We start from the raw sequence: 16488 nt of genomic DNA on the forward strand, positions 1-16488 counted from the left end.
CTACCCGATGATTGCCTCGCGCGCCTGTCTCCGAGGTCGATGCCGTCCTGCCCGATCCACGCCCCTGGACCCGGCCCCTGCGCGCGGGTCGATGTTCGCCAGGGTCAGGTCACCTCCATAGTGGGCAGCGACTTTGCGGTCCATCACGCGCCGCCACAGGGGCGGGATCGTCGCGACCAGGATCTTGGTCGCGTAACCGGCAGGGAGCTGGGGTGATTCGGGGCTGGTGCGCAGGGTCTGGTACCGGCGGCCGGGGTTGGCGTGGTGGTCGCTGTGTCGCTGCAGGTGGAACAAGAAGATATTGGTGACCAGCCGGTCGCTGTTCCAACTGTCACGAGGTGAGCAGCGCGCCCAGCGACCGTCGGGGAGTCGGCGCCGCAGCAGCCCGTAGTGCTCGATGTAGTTGACCGTTTCGAGAATACCGATCATTGCCTGAATTGCCAGGTAGGGCAGGACCTGCGGCCCGAACACCGCGGTCAGTGCGACGAACAGCAACACTGTCATGGCCCATGCTTGGAGGAGGTTGTTGCGCCGACTCCACCACCTTCTGCCTTGACGTCGGAGCCGGTCTGTCTCGAGCGCCACCGCCGAGCACAGTCCTCCGAAGACACTTCGGGGCACAAACCTCCACAGGGATTCGCCGAGCCGTGCGCTGGCGGGGTCGTCGGGGGTCGCCACGCGGGCATGGTGGCCGCGGTTGTGTTCGACGTAGAAGTGGCCGTAGCCGGATTGGGCCAATGCCGACTTGGCCAGCCATCGCTCGGATCGTTGCGTCCGGTGGCCGAGTTCGTGCGCGGCGTTGATTCCGATCGCAGCCAGGAATCCGATCGTCACCGCCAGGCCGGTCTTGTCCACGATCGCCAACTCCGGGCCGGCCCACAGTCGGCAGGCGGTGATCAATGCGCCCGCTTGCAGCGGCAGGACCAGAAACGTGCACCACCGGTAGTACTTACTCGCGCTGAGCTTTTGGTAGTCGCCTCACAGAGATTTCGACCGTCCTCACCGACGAGCCGGTCCAGAACCGGGACGACGATCAGGACCAAGATCGGCTCGATCCACCAGAACACCGCTAACCCGCTGAGCCCGACCAACGTGCCCGGCAGCAGCGCCGAGGCCGGTGCGAGCAGACCGAACGTCCACAGCAGTCGTTTCGGGACACCTACCCGCTTGCGGTGTCGACCGGTCCGGGCCTGTCGGCGCGGTGACAGATACACCATCGGTGCAGCCCTCCCCCTTCCTGCCCTCAGGTTTTCGCCGATTCTTGTTGTTGCGCAGACGCGCTCATCGACCTCGTGGCGGCGAGGCCGATGAGCGCCTGCGGCGAGCCGCGACGTGGTGCCTGATGGCAGTCGGTGTCGAGGTCGCCAGTCAGGGAAGCGCCGGGCAGTTCGTCGGCGCGGGCAGACCGGCGAGCCGGTCGGTGATCCAGCGCTGCGATTTCTCCAGAGCAGGGAAGAATGCCCGCACATGGCTGGGCCCGACAGCCGGGACTGCCGGCATGTCGAGGTCGGTGACGAGTTCGACATCGGTTCCGGTACCGCACCACTGAGCTACCGTGGCCCGAACCGAGTCGTAGGGGGTGCCATCGTCGGTGCGGCTCGACGCGACCAGGACCGGCATTGTCGGCGCGCCGAATCCGATCCGCTGTTCGGCGAACACCTGCGCGAGCACGGGTGACCGGTCGATCACCGCCGGTAGCGGCTCACCACCGACCGTCCACTGCGCGGTGCTCGGGTGTTGTTGTGCCAGACCGGTAACGACAGCACATTTGCCTTGGGCCTCGCGCAGGATCTGCGCTGCGGTGTCGTTGAGTTCGGCATCGAGTACCGGGCGGGTGTCGGGATAGTCTGCGGCGATGCCGTTCAACATCCAGGCAAAGGTCGGGGCCATGTGCGCTCGGCCGTCGTTGTGTCTGATGAACGCCACGTCATCGACGACCGGGGCCCCGGCGTAGGCGCCTCGCACGTTCAGCTCGGGGGCGTAGGCGGCTTGCAGCTCCGCGGCAGCACCCGCCGCCGCGCCGCCCTGGGAGTAGCCGTAGAGCACGACCGGTGCGTCGGGGTCGAGTCCGTTGACCGGTAGCGCCAGCGCGGCGCGCGCGGCGTCCAGCAGTGCGAACCCCTGAGATTTCCGGTTGAGCAGGTCATGTACCGCGGGGGTGCCCAGACCGTAGTAGTCGGTCACCACCACCGCCATCCCTCGGGCCAGTAACGCATACAGCGCCACTACGTCGAACTCGACCATCACATCGGCCGGTGGCTCGACGTCGACCAGCGTGGTGAGCAGTTTCGATGGCGCGCATTGGTCTCCCTGGCCCTTGGAACCACCCGCGAAGGCAATGAGTGGCCGTTGACCCGGTCCGGTCCACGGCGCGGCCGGCTCCAGATACGTTCCCACCACCGCCGCCGGGACATCGTGGGTGTCGCTGCTGCGATACATGATCCGCGTCGCCGAGGCCGGAACAGGCTGTGGCACACCGGGAATCGAGAGTGCCAGGTTCGAGGGCTCGCTGCGGATGATCGATCCCGCAGCGATGTCGGGCAGCGGTGTTGGTGGCATATAGAAGTCCTCGGCGCCGACCTCTGTCACTGGCAGCGACCAGGTGGGCGGAGCTGTCACCACGGCGACGCAAGCCCCTGTGAGGGCTACGGAAAGTGCTGCAACACAACTATGAAACCGAATCCTCACACCTGCACCCTTCAGCGAAGTCGGACCTCTCGAACGCGTGCGTTGCAGACCGTACACAATGCGAACGATCTCAGCTAATTTGGGTAGCTACGCGTGTCCGAAATGCGAACTATCGCCCCAAAGCCAGCCTAAGGCATCAGATTGATCGATTACCAGAAATTTGCCGTGATGTGCGTGCTTGCGGGTGGGTTCGGCGCCGCTGCGTGGGGCGCCCGCGCGAGTGTTCGTGGTAGCCGGTTCGATACCGCACCGGTGCGGCGTGCTCGGCTCGTCGCCTCATCGGTCTCATTGCCGAGGCCGTCGCAGCCCAACAACTGCGCCACACCCCAACCGGCCAAGCCTGCGGAAGTGCAGACGTGGAGCGCATAGGCCATCAGCACGAGCGCCACGCCGTAGTCTCGCATCCACGCTCGGATCGGGAGCACCGCGACAACATCGAGCGCGAGCATGACCCGGCCACAGCCAACGCCGGGATTGCCAACGGCCGCGTCTGCGTGTCGTGCCGCGACAGCGACTCGTCGCAACCGCGGGCGCGACAGTCCTCGATCAGCATCAACGACTCCTGTTCTACTGGAGGTGGTCTCTGAAACTTTCGGCACCCGCGGGCCCAGATGCTTGCCAGGTGCGGGCGATAGCGCAACTGCGGACTCCCGGCCGCGAGTTGACCCGTCATATGTTCGTCTCCGCGGCCGCGCGGGATGGGCCCGATTTACTGTTACCGAAGAAATCAGCAACATTTCGGCGACACTGCCCGGGGTGATAGTTGGCGGGCGGAGCGGAATTTCGACACCTCGCCGCCGACATGGTTATCCGCTGGCACACATTTGTGCTAGATGTAGCAGCGCCCGCCGAATGGCCAGTAGCCCCGGTGCTCCGCGGCAGGCGGCACGAATCCACGACCGACCCGGCACAGTCCGATAGAGCGGGAGCACATGAGAATTGACATCCCCGGATGCGGCCGCCGGGCCCGGCACGGCCTACCGCGGCGACGATGAGCCGGGCACACGGCGACGCGGGTGGCCGCGAGATCGATCTGCAGGTATGGCAGGAAGTCGCCCGTATCCGCAACGAGTGGATCATCGATCTCACCCTGACCCCCGACGATCGCGCGCACGCCATCGACGCCGAGGCTGCCGCGCTCACCGAGCAGGTCGACAAGGTCGAGTCCACTCTGGTCGAGGAGGCGATCTCGACCTGGATCACCGCGCACGGGGGCGCAATTCCCTCGATCACCGCGGTGGCGATGGTGACGGCGGTGGCGCGCGGTGACGCTCAGCGACAGGTGTTGTGCGAGCAACTGTATTGCCACGTCTCGCCGGCGACCATCGCTCGCCGGCGAGCGGTCACCGAGCGCGCGGTAGCGCGCCGGCGCGAACAGGCTCTCGTCGTGCCGGATCCGCAACGGTGGCGGTTTCGGGCGACGATGCCGTCGCAGTTGGCCGCGGCGGTGATGCGGCGGACCTGGGGCATCGTCCATTCCGACGACTTCATGATCCTGGCGTTGGCGTTGATCCAGGTTCGCCTCGACGATGGGATGCCGATTCCGGTCACGCCATTGGAACCGCTCGCAGATGAGCTGGCCGCCGCGGTGCACGCCCAACTCCGCCTCGAGGGCCTGCCACCGGTCTGAGGACGCGCAGGGGCCTGCCCGCGATCTCCACGCTCGCGTGACCAGCCGCCCTGTCACGTCCTCGCAGAGCGGGCGATATCCGCTGTATCGCAGTGGGTTGCGGTGACTTGTAGCGAGTCCGTCGGCACCGGCATCGCGCCTCGGACCGCGCGGGTCGTTCCACACTGACAGTCGAGTCTCGTCTTCGAACACGCAAGCCTGCACCATCTCGGCGACGCCACGATCGCCTCGTCGCCGAGGTCGGCCGCCGCGACCCACCAGTCAACCGGGTGGTCGCCCTACGCAGCTCGCATGAACATAGCTCACAGATAGCTGCCGTGTCATCTGTCAGATTAGGCGGGTGGCGTCGGCCGCTGCCGCGACCGCTTGGTTGCCCGAATTTGCCCGAAATGGCTGGCAACAGAACCGTCCACTCGGTATGTTGCTTGAAGCTAGCTGGACTGGATCGAGTGGTAGCAGAGGCACGCATGGGTTCCGAGGACACCGTGGAGCGGTTGGTACAGAACTGGGGTGGTCCGGTCACCGCGTTCGCCGAATGGCTCCACAGTCTGGTGTGCCACTGGGAACGTCGCCACGGGTGCGAACTCAGCGCACAGCGTCTGGTCGAGCTCCCCACCGAGGCCGGATGCGTGGTTCGCGATGGCTACGCCCGGCAATTGCTCGCAGGGCATCGCGGTGCGCCATCACAGTTGGTCAAAGACGGTCTGGCATCAGTGTTCGGAGTCAGCGGCAGCCATTTCGATACCACCGCCGAGGTTTTGGGCGTGGATTCCGGGGACCTCGACCTGCTCGCAATATTGTCCGACACCGGCTTGCGGCGCCTGAGCACCGCCTGCCATGGACTCTCCGCCCAGAGCCAGTCCCTGCTCATCGAGATGGCCGGGCGCCTGCGAACGGTCGAAGGACGACACATGGTCACCGAGTACTGACCCTTGCCGTTCCAACGCGACAAGCAATCGCCGGGCGCGGGCCTGCACCGCCCGCGGCAGACCTCAGAACAGTCCGGCCGGTGCTTGCCGTGGGCCGCGGGGGCGAGCAGGGGCCACTCGGAGCTGTCGACTAGACACCGGTGTGCCGTTGCCGGCGCCAGGTGATCACAGCCGCCGGCACGATGATCAGATCCAGGAACACATGCCACACGCTGAACGGATTGGGGTGGCTGATGAAGCGGATCGTGCCCAGCGTGCCGCCGATGACCGGTAGGCCGATCGCCAGCACGAGCGACCACCGCAGGCGCCGCAGAACCGCGATGCCGAGCACGAGATACACCACGCCGTAGCCGACGGCTCCGAGTACGTGACCTGCGGTGTCATAGACAGCGAGCTGGGTCACATGGGTGATTCCGGTGAGAACCAGCAAAGCACCCGCGAGTCGACGTGGCATCCGGCCCGAGTCGGGCTCGCTGATGGGCTGGCCATCGAGGCGACCGACACTCGCCGGTGACGGCCCTGCAGGGTGATTCATCCCGATCTCCATCCGATTGAGGGCTCCAGTGACCGAAATTAGTACGGCGCCCTGACCGATCAGGAAGGTACGGTAGCCTTACTATTGTGTCAAGGATCACCGGCGCAGACGCCGCACACCTCGCCGACACCGAACTCGGCCCGCACTCGCGTATCGGCGCCCTCGCACGCCGCCTCGCGGTGATCGTGACCGATCAGGTCCAAGCCGCGCTGCGTGCGCAAGGACTGACCGAGGTACGCCCGGTCCATCTGCGCGTTTTCGCCGCCCTCGGCCTCGATGCCCGGCGCGTCACCCAAATTGCCGAACGTTTGGGCACCACCAAGCAGACGGTCGGGCCGATTGTCGACGAACTGGTCGCCCTGGGCTATCTGCAGCGCAGAGCCGACACCAACGATGCCCGCGCGAAACTCGTCGAACTCACCCCCGCGGGCCGCCACGTCGCCGAGGCCGCCCTGCGGGCCGCCGAGGCGATCGATGAGAGGCTGGCCGACCGAGTCGGCGCGGCGCGGCTCGCCGAGTGCCGCGCAACGCTCTGGGAACTCGTCGAGTTCGCATCGGCGACGATCGACCGACCCGCCGCGGCGAAGTAGAACCGACGCGACGGCCGCGGGCCCTGGGTTATGCGGTAGTACGTGTCACCACGTATCAGTCCACCGCGGTTCACTGGGCACGACTCCGACGCGTGTTCTGCTTCGGCGGCGACGACGAGTCGCGGGACCACAGGAACCAAGGCTCGGGTGCGTTCCTGCATGCGGGCCTGGCGCTGGCGCACCATCTGGCTGCGCATCTTTGCGCCCCAACCAAGATCACGACGTCAAAATTGGCCGATACGAACATCTCCCCGATCCGCATCCGCATCCGCATCGACGCTGACATCCACCGACGGGTGAGGTCACAGATCGCCGAGAGAACCCGCCAACGCCCCCTCGTCCGCGCTCTCGGGTGACCGCAACGCGGTGGGCAGATCTGGAAATATCTCGAGGTAACTACTCAGCCCCGTCGCGGTGACGATCCGGGCGGTCGTCGACGGTTCGTGGCGGTCGAGGACACTGATGGTCACCGGTGCACGCGTGCTCGGGCAGCGGTGTCGGGCGAGGTCGGCTATGGCGGACAGGGAAACGAAGGTGGTCTCGGAGAGGTCGACGAGTAGTCGCCGGCGGCCACTATCGGCGGTGGCGGCGAGTGCGTCGTCGAGCAGGTGCTGCCACACGGGAGCGGAGTGGGCGTCGATCTCGCCGTGGGTGCGCAAGATCATCACCTGCCCGCACGGTTCGAGATCGCCAGCGAGCTGGCGCGAGGCCGAGGTCTTGACCGGCAGAGCTCTGATCACTGAGCCAGCCGCTGCGCCGCACCTTGTGCGTTGGCAAACATTTGGCCATCTCGGATGCCGAATTCGAATCGCCCCGGCAGGATCGGCGGCAGACCGGTTCCGAAACGGGCGCCGTGTTCGGCCAGCGTCGTGGTCGCCCAATCGTGGAGCGGCGCCGGAATCCGGTATCTGACACCATCCTCGGCGACCAGATAGCTGTAGGTCGTTTCGCCGGGCAGGGCCAGGGGATTGTGGATCGCGATCTGGGCGACACCGAGAACCAGTCCCCCCTCCTCGGCGGTGAGCGTCGGCGGGTTCAAGTTGGTCTCCATACCCGGAGATTAGCTCAGCAAATATCTGGACAACTTCAGTTCGGCGCATCCCGCACATTGAGATCTCATGACAACGCCGTCGATCGAGGCGCGGCGGCGCACGCCTGCGGTGGTCCTGACTGCTACGCGCCAGTGCTCGGCCCGCGGGACTGGCAGGGTCGCGTAAACAACTGTCGCGAGTTCGTGGTGCCCAGCCGGACGGTTTCCGGGACCCGAGGGCCGGAAGCGTAACGGGTCCAGTCGGTAGCTGCGTGGGCAGCGGCGCGGGTAGTGGTCTTGTGGTGATAGCCGAGGGCGACGACGGGATCCGATCCCGATCGATACCAGCGACGACTCGCCCATGGCGGAGCTCGCCGGCGCGCTGCTGGCGCTTTTCGCGCACATGGAGCGAGTGTTCATGCGCGAGAGGGCCGCTCACGCCCGTGAGGTCGCCGACGCCGAGGGCGCCCGAGCCCGACGCCCCCGGCAAACTCACCGCCGCCCAGCTCGCCGCCGCTTCGGCCGCAGGGCAGCACATCGACGACCTCGTCCCAGCCTTCGGGGTCTCGCGGCCGACCCTGGATCGGTACCTCGCTGAAGCCATCGACTTCGAACAGGCCGGAACCTGCCGACAGTCTGGTGGGCAGACCGGCTGATGCTGCGCTCGCAGCGATCACATAGGCACGGTTCCCTCGGCAACGGCGTCGACCTGGTCCCGGATCGCGGTGTCGAGGTCGGTGGCGGTCAGGCCGAAGGTTTGCGCCGTTTCCGTCGCGTCCATCTGGAACGGTGCGTACCACTGGTAGTCCATCTCGGCCATCTCGCGGGCGATCGGCACGACGAGCCCGGCCGTGCGCATCACAAAGCGCGGCAGCTGGATCAGTTTCACCGGCGGTCTGCCCGCGGCCTCGGCGCAGCGCCGGGCGAATTCGCGGATGGTGATGGCGGGCGGGGACGGCACGTGCCAGGCGCGGCCCCACGCGCGTTCGTCCTGGGCGAGCGTGACCAGGGCCCGCGCCATGTCGCCGTTGAAGGTGAAGGTATGCGGCATGTCGAGGTGGCCGGTGATCCAGGCGGCGCGGCCCTCCTTCATGGCCGGCTCGATGAGCAGGGAGTAGATACCTGCCGCGTCTTTGCCGATGTAGTCGGAGCCGCGGACTTCGACCGTGCGGATACCTGCGCCGAGCGCCTGTTCCCACATCCGTTTTCGCAGCAGCCCTTTGTGCCCGGCGGCGGCCAGAGGGGTGTGCTCGTCCATCCTGCCGCCGGGCTGCTTGCCGTAGGCGTAGAGGCTGCCGGTGAGCGCCAGTACCGCGTCGTTCGCCTTCGCGGCGGCGATCACCGCGGTCTGCAGCGGCGGCAACAGGCGTTCCCACGTCGTGTAGGACGGCGGGTTTGCGCAGTGGTAGATCACCTTCGCACCGAGGGTGAGCTCGGTCAGGCGGGACGCGTCGGAGGCGTCGTCGGCGATTCGCTCCACCAGCGGGTGCTCGGGGCCGGACCCGCTGCGCGTGATGATCCGGACGCTTTCGCCGCGCTCGACGAGGAGGCGGGCGACGTTGGTGCCGATGGAACCGGCGCCGATGATGACGTGCTCGTGCTCGGCCATGACAGACCTTTCTTGTTCTAACGTTGTTAGATCTTTTAACATCGTCAGATTAGAGACGTCGTGGCAGCCCGTCAAGGTGGCGGATAGTGTCCGGACGTGAAACGAAGCGAGGGAGCATGGTGATCAGCGCGAGACGGGCGCGGGAACGGGCGAGCACCCGCCAGGCGATCATCGAGGCGGCGCTGCGCATCCTCGAGGCCGAGGGCGCCGCGGCGTTGACGATCCGGCGCATCGCGACCGACATCGAGTACACCGCGCCGATCGTCTACCAGTACTTCGCCAACAAGGACGCACTCGTGCTGGAGTTGGTCGCGCACGGCCACCGCCTGATGCTGGCCGAGTTCCGGCGAGCGGGCGAGGAGCCCGACGCCGACCGGCGCATGCTGCGGGTCGCGGCCGAATGCATCCGATTCGCTGGCGAGCACCCGCATCTGTACCAGGTGATGAATTCGCCCGAGGTCGACACCGACGAGCGCCTGCGTGCCGCGGAACCGGCGATCGCGTTCGTGGAGGAATTGGTCTCGGCCTGGGCGCAGGCGCACGACGTGGTCCTCGCCGACCCCCATGAAGCGTGCGAGATTCTCTGGGGCGTGCTGTACGGCGTTGCCTCGCTCGGCTACCTCGGCGCGGTCGGCCACCAGCGCGCCGAGCGGCTCGCCGAGCAGGCGCTCCGCGCGATCCTGCTCGGCTGGCGGACCCAGGCGCAGGAAAAGGGGTTCCGGTAAGAATCGCGCCACATGAGGCAATCGGGGGGGGCGATGGCCGCGCATGTCCGCGAGACGCACGAATCATTCCATCCCGGAACAGGATTCAGCAGTTCAACTACCCTGCGTGCTGCCTAGCGCCGGCTTTCTCGAATCCGGACCCCCTATGCCTGCTCTGGTCGAGCTACGGCGCTGCGGCGGATCCGGGGATCCGGTCCTAGTCAAAATCCCTGTTGTACGGAAGAGCCGTCCCCGGTAACCCATTCCACTGCCGTCAGCGCGGACAACAAGGCCGGATGATCATGAGCCCATCGTCGGCCTTCGAGCGGTTCGATCACACAGCCACAGCGCCCCGTACGCCTCGAACCTTCATCAAACATAGACCTCGACTACACGCCGACCGAACCAGCGATCAATCGCAGCCCGGAAACAACGTTCAGCACGGGCACTCCACTTGTCCGCGTGCGGTATTGAAATACCCACCGCATTCTCCCCCATGTGGTCACCGCCCTCCGAACGATCCTCGACGATGCCAAGCCGGGAACTGAACTGCCCAGTGCACCAGGTGAATTCGACGACCTGATCCTGAGTTACGTGCGTTACCAGGCACGGCTGGCCGCAGAGCTAGGACAGAGTCGACCGGGATAGACGTATCCGAGCACATTTCATCTCCTGATCGCGCACGGTCGGTTCTTCACACCCTGCGAAGCGGCCATACGACATCGACAAAGATGAGCGATCGACTGTGCTACTCCAACGCCGCCCGCACCGCCCTGAACAGCGCCCAATCCCTGATCTACGCCGAGGGAATCGCCTGCCCGAAAGATCTCCCCGTGCCGATCCACCATGGCTGGTGCGTCACCGTCGACGATCCCACCTGGGATCCGAGGGGATTGCCTATTTCGGAATTCCGCTCGCGCAGCAACAGTCGTGGCCGACCAACGGCGGTGGACTCCTGTCCGACTTCTCGCGCTACCTGCCCATCCTGGAGAACGGGATTCCCCAAGAGTTCATCACGGACCGCGTTCGCTCGCCATCCGTGCACCCGAGCGAGGGCCTTGGCAATAGCCAGCAGTAGGTCGGCCGGTCGGCGACCTTGATACGGCGGCGTCGAGCCACTGGCGCCCGCGGCTGCGATCACATCGTTGGCTGACACATCCGCGGTCAGCGCTCGGTGCAGACTTCAACCCACCTTTCGCCGCGTTCGACGAACCGCGGTCGAAGTCTGCACCATGAAATTCGCACTCGTGATCTTCGAGACGGACGAGTCACGCCGCCGGATCCACGCCGACCGCGCCGCGTACCGCGCGGAATACGCAGGCTGGATCGGCACCCTCGCCGCAGCCGGGAAACTGGTCGGCGGCGACGCCTTGGAGACCGAACACACCGCTCCCGCGACCGTGCGCACCTCCGCCGACGGGACATTGACGGTGACCGAGGGCCCCGCGCACGCCGGCGAGGAAACCCTCGGCGGCGTGCTTCATCGTCGAGGTAGCCGACCGCGCGGAAGCCGTCGAACTGGCCACGACTCTGCCGACACCGGAGACAGTCGAGATCCGCCCGATCCTCGAATCCGCGTGAACACGCGCGGCGGCCGAGGGAAGAAAGCACGGTTCGTTAGCGCATGCAAGTAGATGGCATTCGCTGATAGGTTGCGTCCCATGCCAGCCTCCGACGCTCCTGAAAACCTCGGCCCGCCGCGCCGTACCGCCAAGCGCGTGCTCGGCGGCATCGCCTTGATTCTCGTGGCGATTGTGCTGCTCGTCGGCGGGATCCAGGCGATTGTCAATCCGGCCGAGGTGGTGGCCGGGTCCTCGCACTCCGGGCATAGTCCGGACACCGATACCGAGGCGAAGATCGGCGGGTTACTGCTGTGCTTCTTCGGGCTCACGGTGTTCGGCTTCGGCATCGCCGCGTGCACCAGCAAGAAGCCGCTGTGGGCGAAATCGCCAGGCGTATAAGGATCCCGGCTCGGCGGCGAGCCATCATTCAGGATTGATCCGATGATCGACATGCGTGACAGACCTCGAAACAGCCCCGTACGCGGCATGCGCGGGCGTTGCGCCTAGACGCTGTCGGACTGGTCCAGGTTGTCTGCGCGGTCTCGCAGGTAACGCTGTTCGGGCAGGCTCGTTGTGTAGCGGGCCGCCAGTTGGTAGTTCGTGCGAGCCTCGACGTGGTCGCCGGCCAAATCCTGCAGGTGGGCGCGGACGGCGTGCAGGCGGTGGTGGCGGGCCATCCGAGGGTCGTCGTCCAGGCCGTCCAGAAGTTCGAGTCCGGCCCGCGGACCGCTGGTCATCGCGACGGCGACGGCGAAATTCAGTGTGACCATGGGGTTCGGTGCGATCCGGCCGAGGATCCTGGCCAGCCAGGATCAGGCCCGAATTGTCATGCGGTGGGGACGAATTGCGATGACCGTCACCTCCGCGGAACAGGTGCAGCGGATGCTGGGACTGTTCGGGTTGGCCTGCCAGGCGATGATGGGTGTGGCCAAGCGAGTAGTGATGCCGGTGGTGGTGGAGCCGTCGGTCTCGCAGGTGTCGGTGTTGACCGCAATCACCTGGATCCGCGCGCCGGTCGGTTCGGCGACGATGGAACAGACGACCCACCTGGGCATGTGGCGGGTGATCACCTACGTCGCGTTGACGATCGAGCCGATCACCTTCCAGATTTTCGACCGTGACGGCTCGAAAGCGCGATCAAGGCATTGCCGCGCGCATCGCCGTCTACGCCGACGGACTCCGCTTCGCCAAGGATCCGAACACGTCCGGGTGGCGGCGCGGCAACCGTCGCCATCTGACGCCCCGCGAAACCACCGGACTCGCTGGTGCGGTCAGCGGTTCGCCCGGTGCCCATCTCCTCAGCGACCGACGAACTTTTCGAGAAGATTCTTCTTCTGAGCGTCGAGCAGTCCGAGCTCTGTGAGCCGGGCTGACAGCTCTTTCGGCCAACGTTTGGTGTCGGCGTGTGCGTTGTTGAAGCCGATGCGCAATTTGGCGGCGGACCGATCTCCCGCCCCACCCGCCCAGATCACCAGCTGGGCAGCAGTTCTCCGATCGGCGGCGGTGCCTTTGTCCAGTAAGTACAGAGCAAGTTCGCTGACGGCACGACGGACGTCGCGATTCGCGGCATCCTCGGTGGGACATGTCGCCGCCAACAGTCGTCCAACGGCGGCCGACCGGTCGTCAGCCCGAGAGATAGACGCCACCGCGACACGAACGACTTCGACCGCGCCCGCCCCGATACCACTGCCGCCCAACGCGTCCAACAACGAGGCCGATCCGTTCGATTCCCAAGCAGCCGACCAGAGGTCTGTCCGCTCGGTCACAGACCGTCTTGCCGCATACGCGCCAAGGTTCTGTGGTTTGAACGGCACGTCGCCGACGAGTGCGCGGACGTCTGCGGACGGCGGTGTCAACGCCAGCCAGTCGTCTGTCATCGTGGAGTCGACAGCGCCGTCGGGCAGCCCGGCGAGCACTGCGGCGGGAAGCGCTTCGCCGCCGAAGCATCGGCGCACGCCGAGTTTCATGCGCACGACTGTGGCCGGATCGTCGTCGTCGAACAGATACTCCTCGAGCTGACCCGACAACGACTCCGCCGCCGATTCGGGGAGGCGGCGGACGATCGGCAACCAACTCTCGATGAGCTGCTCGTCGATCAGCAAGTTGACGACGGGGGCTATCAGGTCCGATACGAGAGTTTCGAGTGCGGTGCCACCGCTCTCGGCCCCGAGCGCCAGCGCTGCTTCTGCCACCGCAGTCTTGCGGGCCCAGACCGTTGCCGACACGGGATCGGAGTCGCGCGGTGCTACCCACTGTATCGGGGTTGTCACAGCCGAGATCGCCTCGGACAGAACAAGATCATCAATATCCGCCAATCGTGCCAAACTGCGCGCTACCGCAGGCAGTCCGGCACAAGTGTCGTCATCGGCTATAGCGATCGCCGGGATCAATCGTTGGATCAGCACATCGGTGGCCAGTGGTGACAACATCACGCCCGTGATGCCGAGATCTTCCGCGACCAGATATGTTTCCCATGTGGGCCACGATTCCACCGGATAGTGCAGCATTCCCAACAACGCGTGCCTGGTCCGAAACACCGGCGATGCCATCGTCGCGATCAACGCATCTGCCTGGTCGAGCAGCCACGCCCCGGCACCCAACTCGGAGTCTTCAGTCTGCGCGGAGGCAAGGATCGCCGAGAGAATCTCCTCGTGGTCCTGTCGACCACGAACGGCCGCGACCAACTCGCTGAGCAACGCGGTACCGCGCCCATCATCGAGCGGTGTTTCGGTCAGACCTGACCCAGCTATGGCCACACCGGTCGACACTGCGGGCGATGAATTCTCGCGCTTGACGAACTCGAACACACTGGGTCTAACCAACTCCCACAGGGCAACCGACTCGGCGACGGGAAGCGCGACCAATGCCGAGACGAGTGGCTCGGGCTGCGAACCGAAGTCTCGGACGAGCAGCTCCGCAATTGACCGCTTTCCGCTCTCTTCCAAGTAAGTGAACAACGCGACCAACTTGGTGCGTACGTCGGCGGGTAATCCCGCGATCAGTAGCCAATCGAGAGTCACCTCGACGTGGTCGTTCTTGCCCGCCCAACATGCCGCGAGCAATGCTCCCGGCATCGAGCGCCGCGACAGCTCGCGCCCGGTGGTCGCCGCGGTCAGTGAGGGGACCGTCGCCCGTACCACCGTCTGGCGCGCATCCTCGTTGACTCGATCGATTTCCTCGATGAGCCGGCAGGCGGATTCGTAGGCGAACGCCCGCCCGGGGCCGTGATTGTTGTCTCCTTCGATCACTAGTAGGGCAGCACCGACCGCGAGCGTTTGCGAGTCCTGTCCGGCAAAGGCCCGAACCACATCGTCCGGGGCGGTATCGGCGGCGAAATCGATGACATCCCCTAGACGCGGGTCATTCAGGGCAAGCCCGTTGTCGGCGCTTTGCAGATACAACAAGTCGGGGCGCGGATCCAGTATTCCGGCTGCCCGCACCTTGGCGAGGTAGCCGGCCAGGTGCCGACGCAATGTGAGGTCCGCAGTTCGCCGTTTGTGTCCGCCAGAATCGGCCTCGTCGTCGGAGAGCAACTCACCGGCGGGTGTCTCGGATGAATTGGCACCCGGAGTGTCCGCTTCGTCATCGTCCACCCGTAGCCCGAACCGACTGACCAGGTCTCGTACTTCGGGTGCCTTCGACTCTCCGTCCCCACGGAGGTACTCCAATAGACGTGGCACCCTCCTCAGCTCTTCGGCTACCGCCGGAAACTCCGTCTGAAGCACAGTCAGAACCGCCAGTTCACTCGCCCGGTCCATCGAGGCAATACCGCGGGCTTCGGCAATACGGCACGTGGTGGCGAAGTTGTTCAGAAGGATCTTCACCCGACGTGGGCTCCGGACGTGCACCGGCACCAGTGCGAAGACGGCCCGGTCGAAGGTCTCCTGACCGTGCTCACGCAACCTTCTCCACAAGCCACCCTGGTTCTCGACTAGATCCTGTGCGAATCGGGTCAACGCTCGAGCGCGCAATGGCGGCAAAGCAATCTGATGCTGAAAGATTTTGTCCAAGAACGCACCGGACGTGGCGAAGTACGGCTCATCCTCACGTACCGGTTTCGCCTGCGGCGTCTTGCGCAATGACTGCTCGATCACATCACGATCGGCTGCGACAATGAACACGCAGTGTTCCTGGTCGAGGAACGTCTTGAGATCGATGAGCGTCGAGACGACGTCCTCGGGTGAGCAACGATCCAGCTCATCGATGAAGACGACCATTCGTTCGACCCGGGCCGTCCTCGCTTTCGAGACGAGTTCCCCGAAGCGTTGCGCAAATTGATCGGCCCCCGATGGAGCGGGCCGCTTCTTCGAGACGACTGCCCCCAGCAGTGCTTGCGGACCCACCACTACCGCGACGAGTGCAGCACCGAAAACGATGGCGGTCGGCGGAATCAGGGTCTTGAAAGCATCGGTGAGCGGACTCTTCCCGACCCAGACCGCGACAGCAAGTAGAATCGACGACCAGATCAGGGCAATCCCCACTGCGATACCCAACCCGAGTACTAGCGATATCCAATTACCTTTCAGCCACCCTGGGATGTCCAGTCGAGCAGTACTTACCTCGTCTGCCAGGTCCTCGTCGAACTTACGATCGTTCCCCAGCCCGAGCTCATGGGCAACGCTGTGGACAAAGTTTCGTTTGAGGTCTTGCCCGCCATACTTCCACGCGTCGTATCGCGCGATACGCACTTCGTCTGGCGCGATGCGGTTCAGGTGGTTCGTGATCATCGAGTAAATGCTCGACTTGCCCGATCCCCATGCACCGAACAACGCGATGTTGACTGGTGTTCGCGCGGCCAGCGCGATCTCGGCGACTCCCCGCGCGATCGCGTCGTGTTCGAGAAGGTCGGCCTCGCTTCTACCCAGTCGACCGTCCGGGATGAGATCCGCCGCCTCGATCAACTGGAACTTCGCGTGCCGTCGTCGCCGGATGCTCACCCTGTGTTCCACTCCTCGCAGCGGTCGTTCATCGATGAGCACCATATCTAAGAAGCAGCGACCGCCGCGACTCCCGTTACACCTCGGCAACCAATAACTCCGCGATCTACCCATTCTGGACCGCCGTACCTGGATATTGCTGCCCCACCGGTGCCCGCCACGACAGCGCTGTGGCTTCTCCTGGGCCTCTGAGACGAGTGGCTGATCGACGGCGCGGGCGCGAATTTCGGCACGGTTCGCGGAGATCCCGTCGGCCGCATGGTGCTGTCGTACC

15 protein-coding genes and 1 pseudogene are annotated in these 16488 nt (G+C 65.4%); 7 read left to right on the top strand and 9 right to left on the bottom strand.

What is annotated here, in order from left to right:
• Positions 1–1217, bottom strand: a pseudogene (locus ACWDXS_RS07525) (alkane 1-monooxygenase).
• A 151-nt stretch (positions 1218–1368) separates the two neighbouring features.
• On the bottom strand, positions 1369–2619 hold the full coding sequence (locus ACWDXS_RS07530) for a lipase family protein (RefSeq protein WP_449963226.1): 1251 nt from the start codon (positions 2617–2619) through the stop codon (positions 1369–1371).
• A 1060-nt stretch (positions 2620–3679) separates the two neighbouring features.
• Between ACWDXS_RS07530 and ACWDXS_RS07535 the strand changes: the two genes are divergently transcribed.
• Both ACWDXS_RS07535 and ACWDXS_RS07540 read left to right on the top strand, forming a co-directional pair.
• A complete protein-coding gene (locus ACWDXS_RS07535) occupies positions 3680–4318 on the top strand; it encodes a hypothetical protein (RefSeq protein WP_449963229.1) in 639 nt (212 codons plus the stop codon).
• A 467-nt stretch (positions 4319–4785) separates the two neighbouring features.
• Positions 4786–5247, top strand: coding sequence for a hypothetical protein (locus ACWDXS_RS07540; protein ID WP_449963231.1), 462 nt, complete (start codon positions 4786–4788; stop codon positions 5245–5247).
• A 130-nt stretch (positions 5248–5377) separates the two neighbouring features.
• Here ACWDXS_RS07540 and ACWDXS_RS07545 read toward each other — a convergent pair whose 3' ends face one another.
• Entirely contained in the window at positions 5378–5782 is a 405-nt protein-coding gene (locus ACWDXS_RS07545; RefSeq protein ID WP_449963234.1) for a hypothetical protein, read from the bottom strand.
• A gap of 86 nt (positions 5783–5868) precedes the next feature.
• Here ACWDXS_RS07545 and ACWDXS_RS07550 point away from each other — a divergent pair, with 86 nt between their 5' ends.
• Positions 5869–6372, top strand: a complete 504-nt coding sequence (locus ACWDXS_RS07550) for a MarR family winged helix-turn-helix transcriptional regulator (RefSeq protein WP_449963236.1) — start codon at positions 5869–5871, stop codon at positions 6370–6372.
• A 302-nt stretch (positions 6373–6674) separates the two neighbouring features.
• Here ACWDXS_RS07550 and ACWDXS_RS07555 read toward each other — a convergent pair whose 3' ends face one another.
• Positions 6675–7112, bottom strand: coding sequence for an STAS domain-containing protein (locus tag ACWDXS_RS07555; RefSeq protein WP_449963239.1), 438 nt, complete (start codon positions 7110–7112; stop codon positions 6675–6677).
• On the bottom strand, positions 7109–7423 hold the full coding sequence (locus ACWDXS_RS07560) for a hypothetical protein (RefSeq protein ID WP_449963242.1): 315 nt from the start codon (positions 7421–7423) through the stop codon (positions 7109–7111). Before ACWDXS_RS07560 ends, ACWDXS_RS07555 begins: the two co-directional genes overlap by 4 nt.
• Positions 7424–7845: 422 nt before the next feature.
• On the opposite strand from ACWDXS_RS07560, the gene ACWDXS_RS07565 reads away from it, so the two are divergent.
• Positions 7846–8058: a hypothetical protein gene (locus tag ACWDXS_RS07565; RefSeq protein ID WP_449963245.1), complete on the top strand. Its 213-nt coding sequence runs from the start codon at positions 7846–7848 to the stop codon at positions 8056–8058.
• Positions 8059–8075: 17 nt separating this feature from the next.
• On the opposite strand, the gene ACWDXS_RS07570 is transcribed toward ACWDXS_RS07565, so the two are convergent.
• A complete protein-coding gene (locus tag ACWDXS_RS07570) occupies positions 8076–9011 on the bottom strand; it encodes an NAD-dependent epimerase/dehydratase family protein (RefSeq protein ID WP_449963248.1) in 936 nt (311 codons plus the stop codon).
• Between the two features lie 116 nt (positions 9012–9127).
• On the opposite strand from ACWDXS_RS07570, the gene ACWDXS_RS07575 reads away from it, so the two are divergent.
• The 3 genes from ACWDXS_RS07575 (at position 9128) to ACWDXS_RS07585 (ending at position 11676) form a co-directional block, all read left to right on the top strand.
• Entirely contained in the window at positions 9128–9736 is a 609-nt protein-coding gene (locus ACWDXS_RS07575) for a TetR/AcrR family transcriptional regulator (protein ID WP_449963250.1), read from the top strand.
• Between the two features lie 1211 nt (positions 9737–10947).
• Positions 10948–11349 (top strand): YciI family protein, encoded by a 402-nt coding sequence (locus ACWDXS_RS07580; RefSeq protein WP_449963252.1) that lies wholly within the window; start codon positions 10948–10950, stop codon positions 11347–11349.
• A gap of 27 nt (positions 11350–11376) precedes the next feature.
• A complete protein-coding gene (locus tag ACWDXS_RS07585; protein WP_449963255.1) occupies positions 11377–11676 on the top strand; it encodes a hypothetical protein in 300 nt (99 codons plus the stop codon).
• A 104-nt stretch (positions 11677–11780) separates the two neighbouring features.
• On the opposite strand, the gene ACWDXS_RS07590 is transcribed toward ACWDXS_RS07585, so the two are convergent.
• The 3 genes from ACWDXS_RS07590 to ACWDXS_RS07600 form a co-directional block, all read right to left on the bottom strand.
• Complete coding sequence (locus ACWDXS_RS07590) at positions 11781–12047, bottom strand: hypothetical protein (protein ID WP_449963257.1); 267 nt, start codon at positions 12045–12047, stop codon at positions 11781–11783.
• Positions 12048–12089: 42 nt separating this feature from the next.
• Positions 12090–12347, bottom strand: a complete 258-nt coding sequence (locus tag ACWDXS_RS07595) for a hypothetical protein (protein ID WP_449963260.1) — start codon at positions 12345–12347, stop codon at positions 12090–12092.
• Positions 12348–12575: 228 nt separating this feature from the next.
• Positions 12576–16214, bottom strand: a complete 3639-nt coding sequence (locus ACWDXS_RS07600; protein ID WP_449963263.1) for a KAP family P-loop NTPase fold protein — start codon at positions 16212–16214, stop codon at positions 12576–12578.
• Between the last annotated feature and the right edge of the window lie 274 nt (positions 16215–16488).

This window comes from Nocardia sp. NPDC003183 (assembly GCF_053590715.1).

What these genes read in the sequence shown, in the direction of transcription:
- ACWDXS_RS07535 (WP_449963229.1), top strand. Translation starts at nt 3,680, where the DNA reads ATGAGCCGGGCACACGGCGACGCGGGTGGCCGCGAGATCGATCTGCAG.
- ACWDXS_RS07540 (WP_449963231.1), top strand. Translation starts at nt 4,786, where the DNA reads ATGGGTTCCGAGGACACCGTGGAGCGGTTGGTACAGAACTGGGGTGGT.
- ACWDXS_RS07545 (WP_449963234.1), bottom strand. Translation starts at nt 5,782, where the DNA reads ATGAATCACCCTGCAGGGCCGTCACCGGCGAGTGTCGGTCGCCTCGAT.
- ACWDXS_RS07560 (WP_449963242.1), bottom strand. Translation starts at nt 7,423, where the DNA reads ATGGAGACCAACTTGAACCCGCCGACGCTCACCGCCGAGGAGGGGGGA.
- ACWDXS_RS07570 (WP_449963248.1), bottom strand. Translation starts at nt 9,011, where the DNA reads ATGGCCGAGCACGAGCACGTCATCATCGGCGCCGGTTCCATCGGCACC.
- ACWDXS_RS07575 (WP_449963250.1), top strand. Translation starts at nt 9,128, where the DNA reads ATGGTGATCAGCGCGAGACGGGCGCGGGAACGGGCGAGCACCCGCCAG.
- ACWDXS_RS07580 (WP_449963252.1), top strand. Translation starts at nt 10,948, where the DNA reads ATGAAATTCGCACTCGTGATCTTCGAGACGGACGAGTCACGCCGCCGG.
- ACWDXS_RS07585 (WP_449963255.1), top strand. Translation starts at nt 11,377, where the DNA reads ATGCCAGCCTCCGACGCTCCTGAAAACCTCGGCCCGCCGCGCCGTACC.
- ACWDXS_RS07590 (WP_449963257.1), bottom strand. Translation starts at nt 12,047, where the DNA reads ATGGTCACACTGAATTTCGCCGTCGCCGTCGCGATGACCAGCGGTCCG.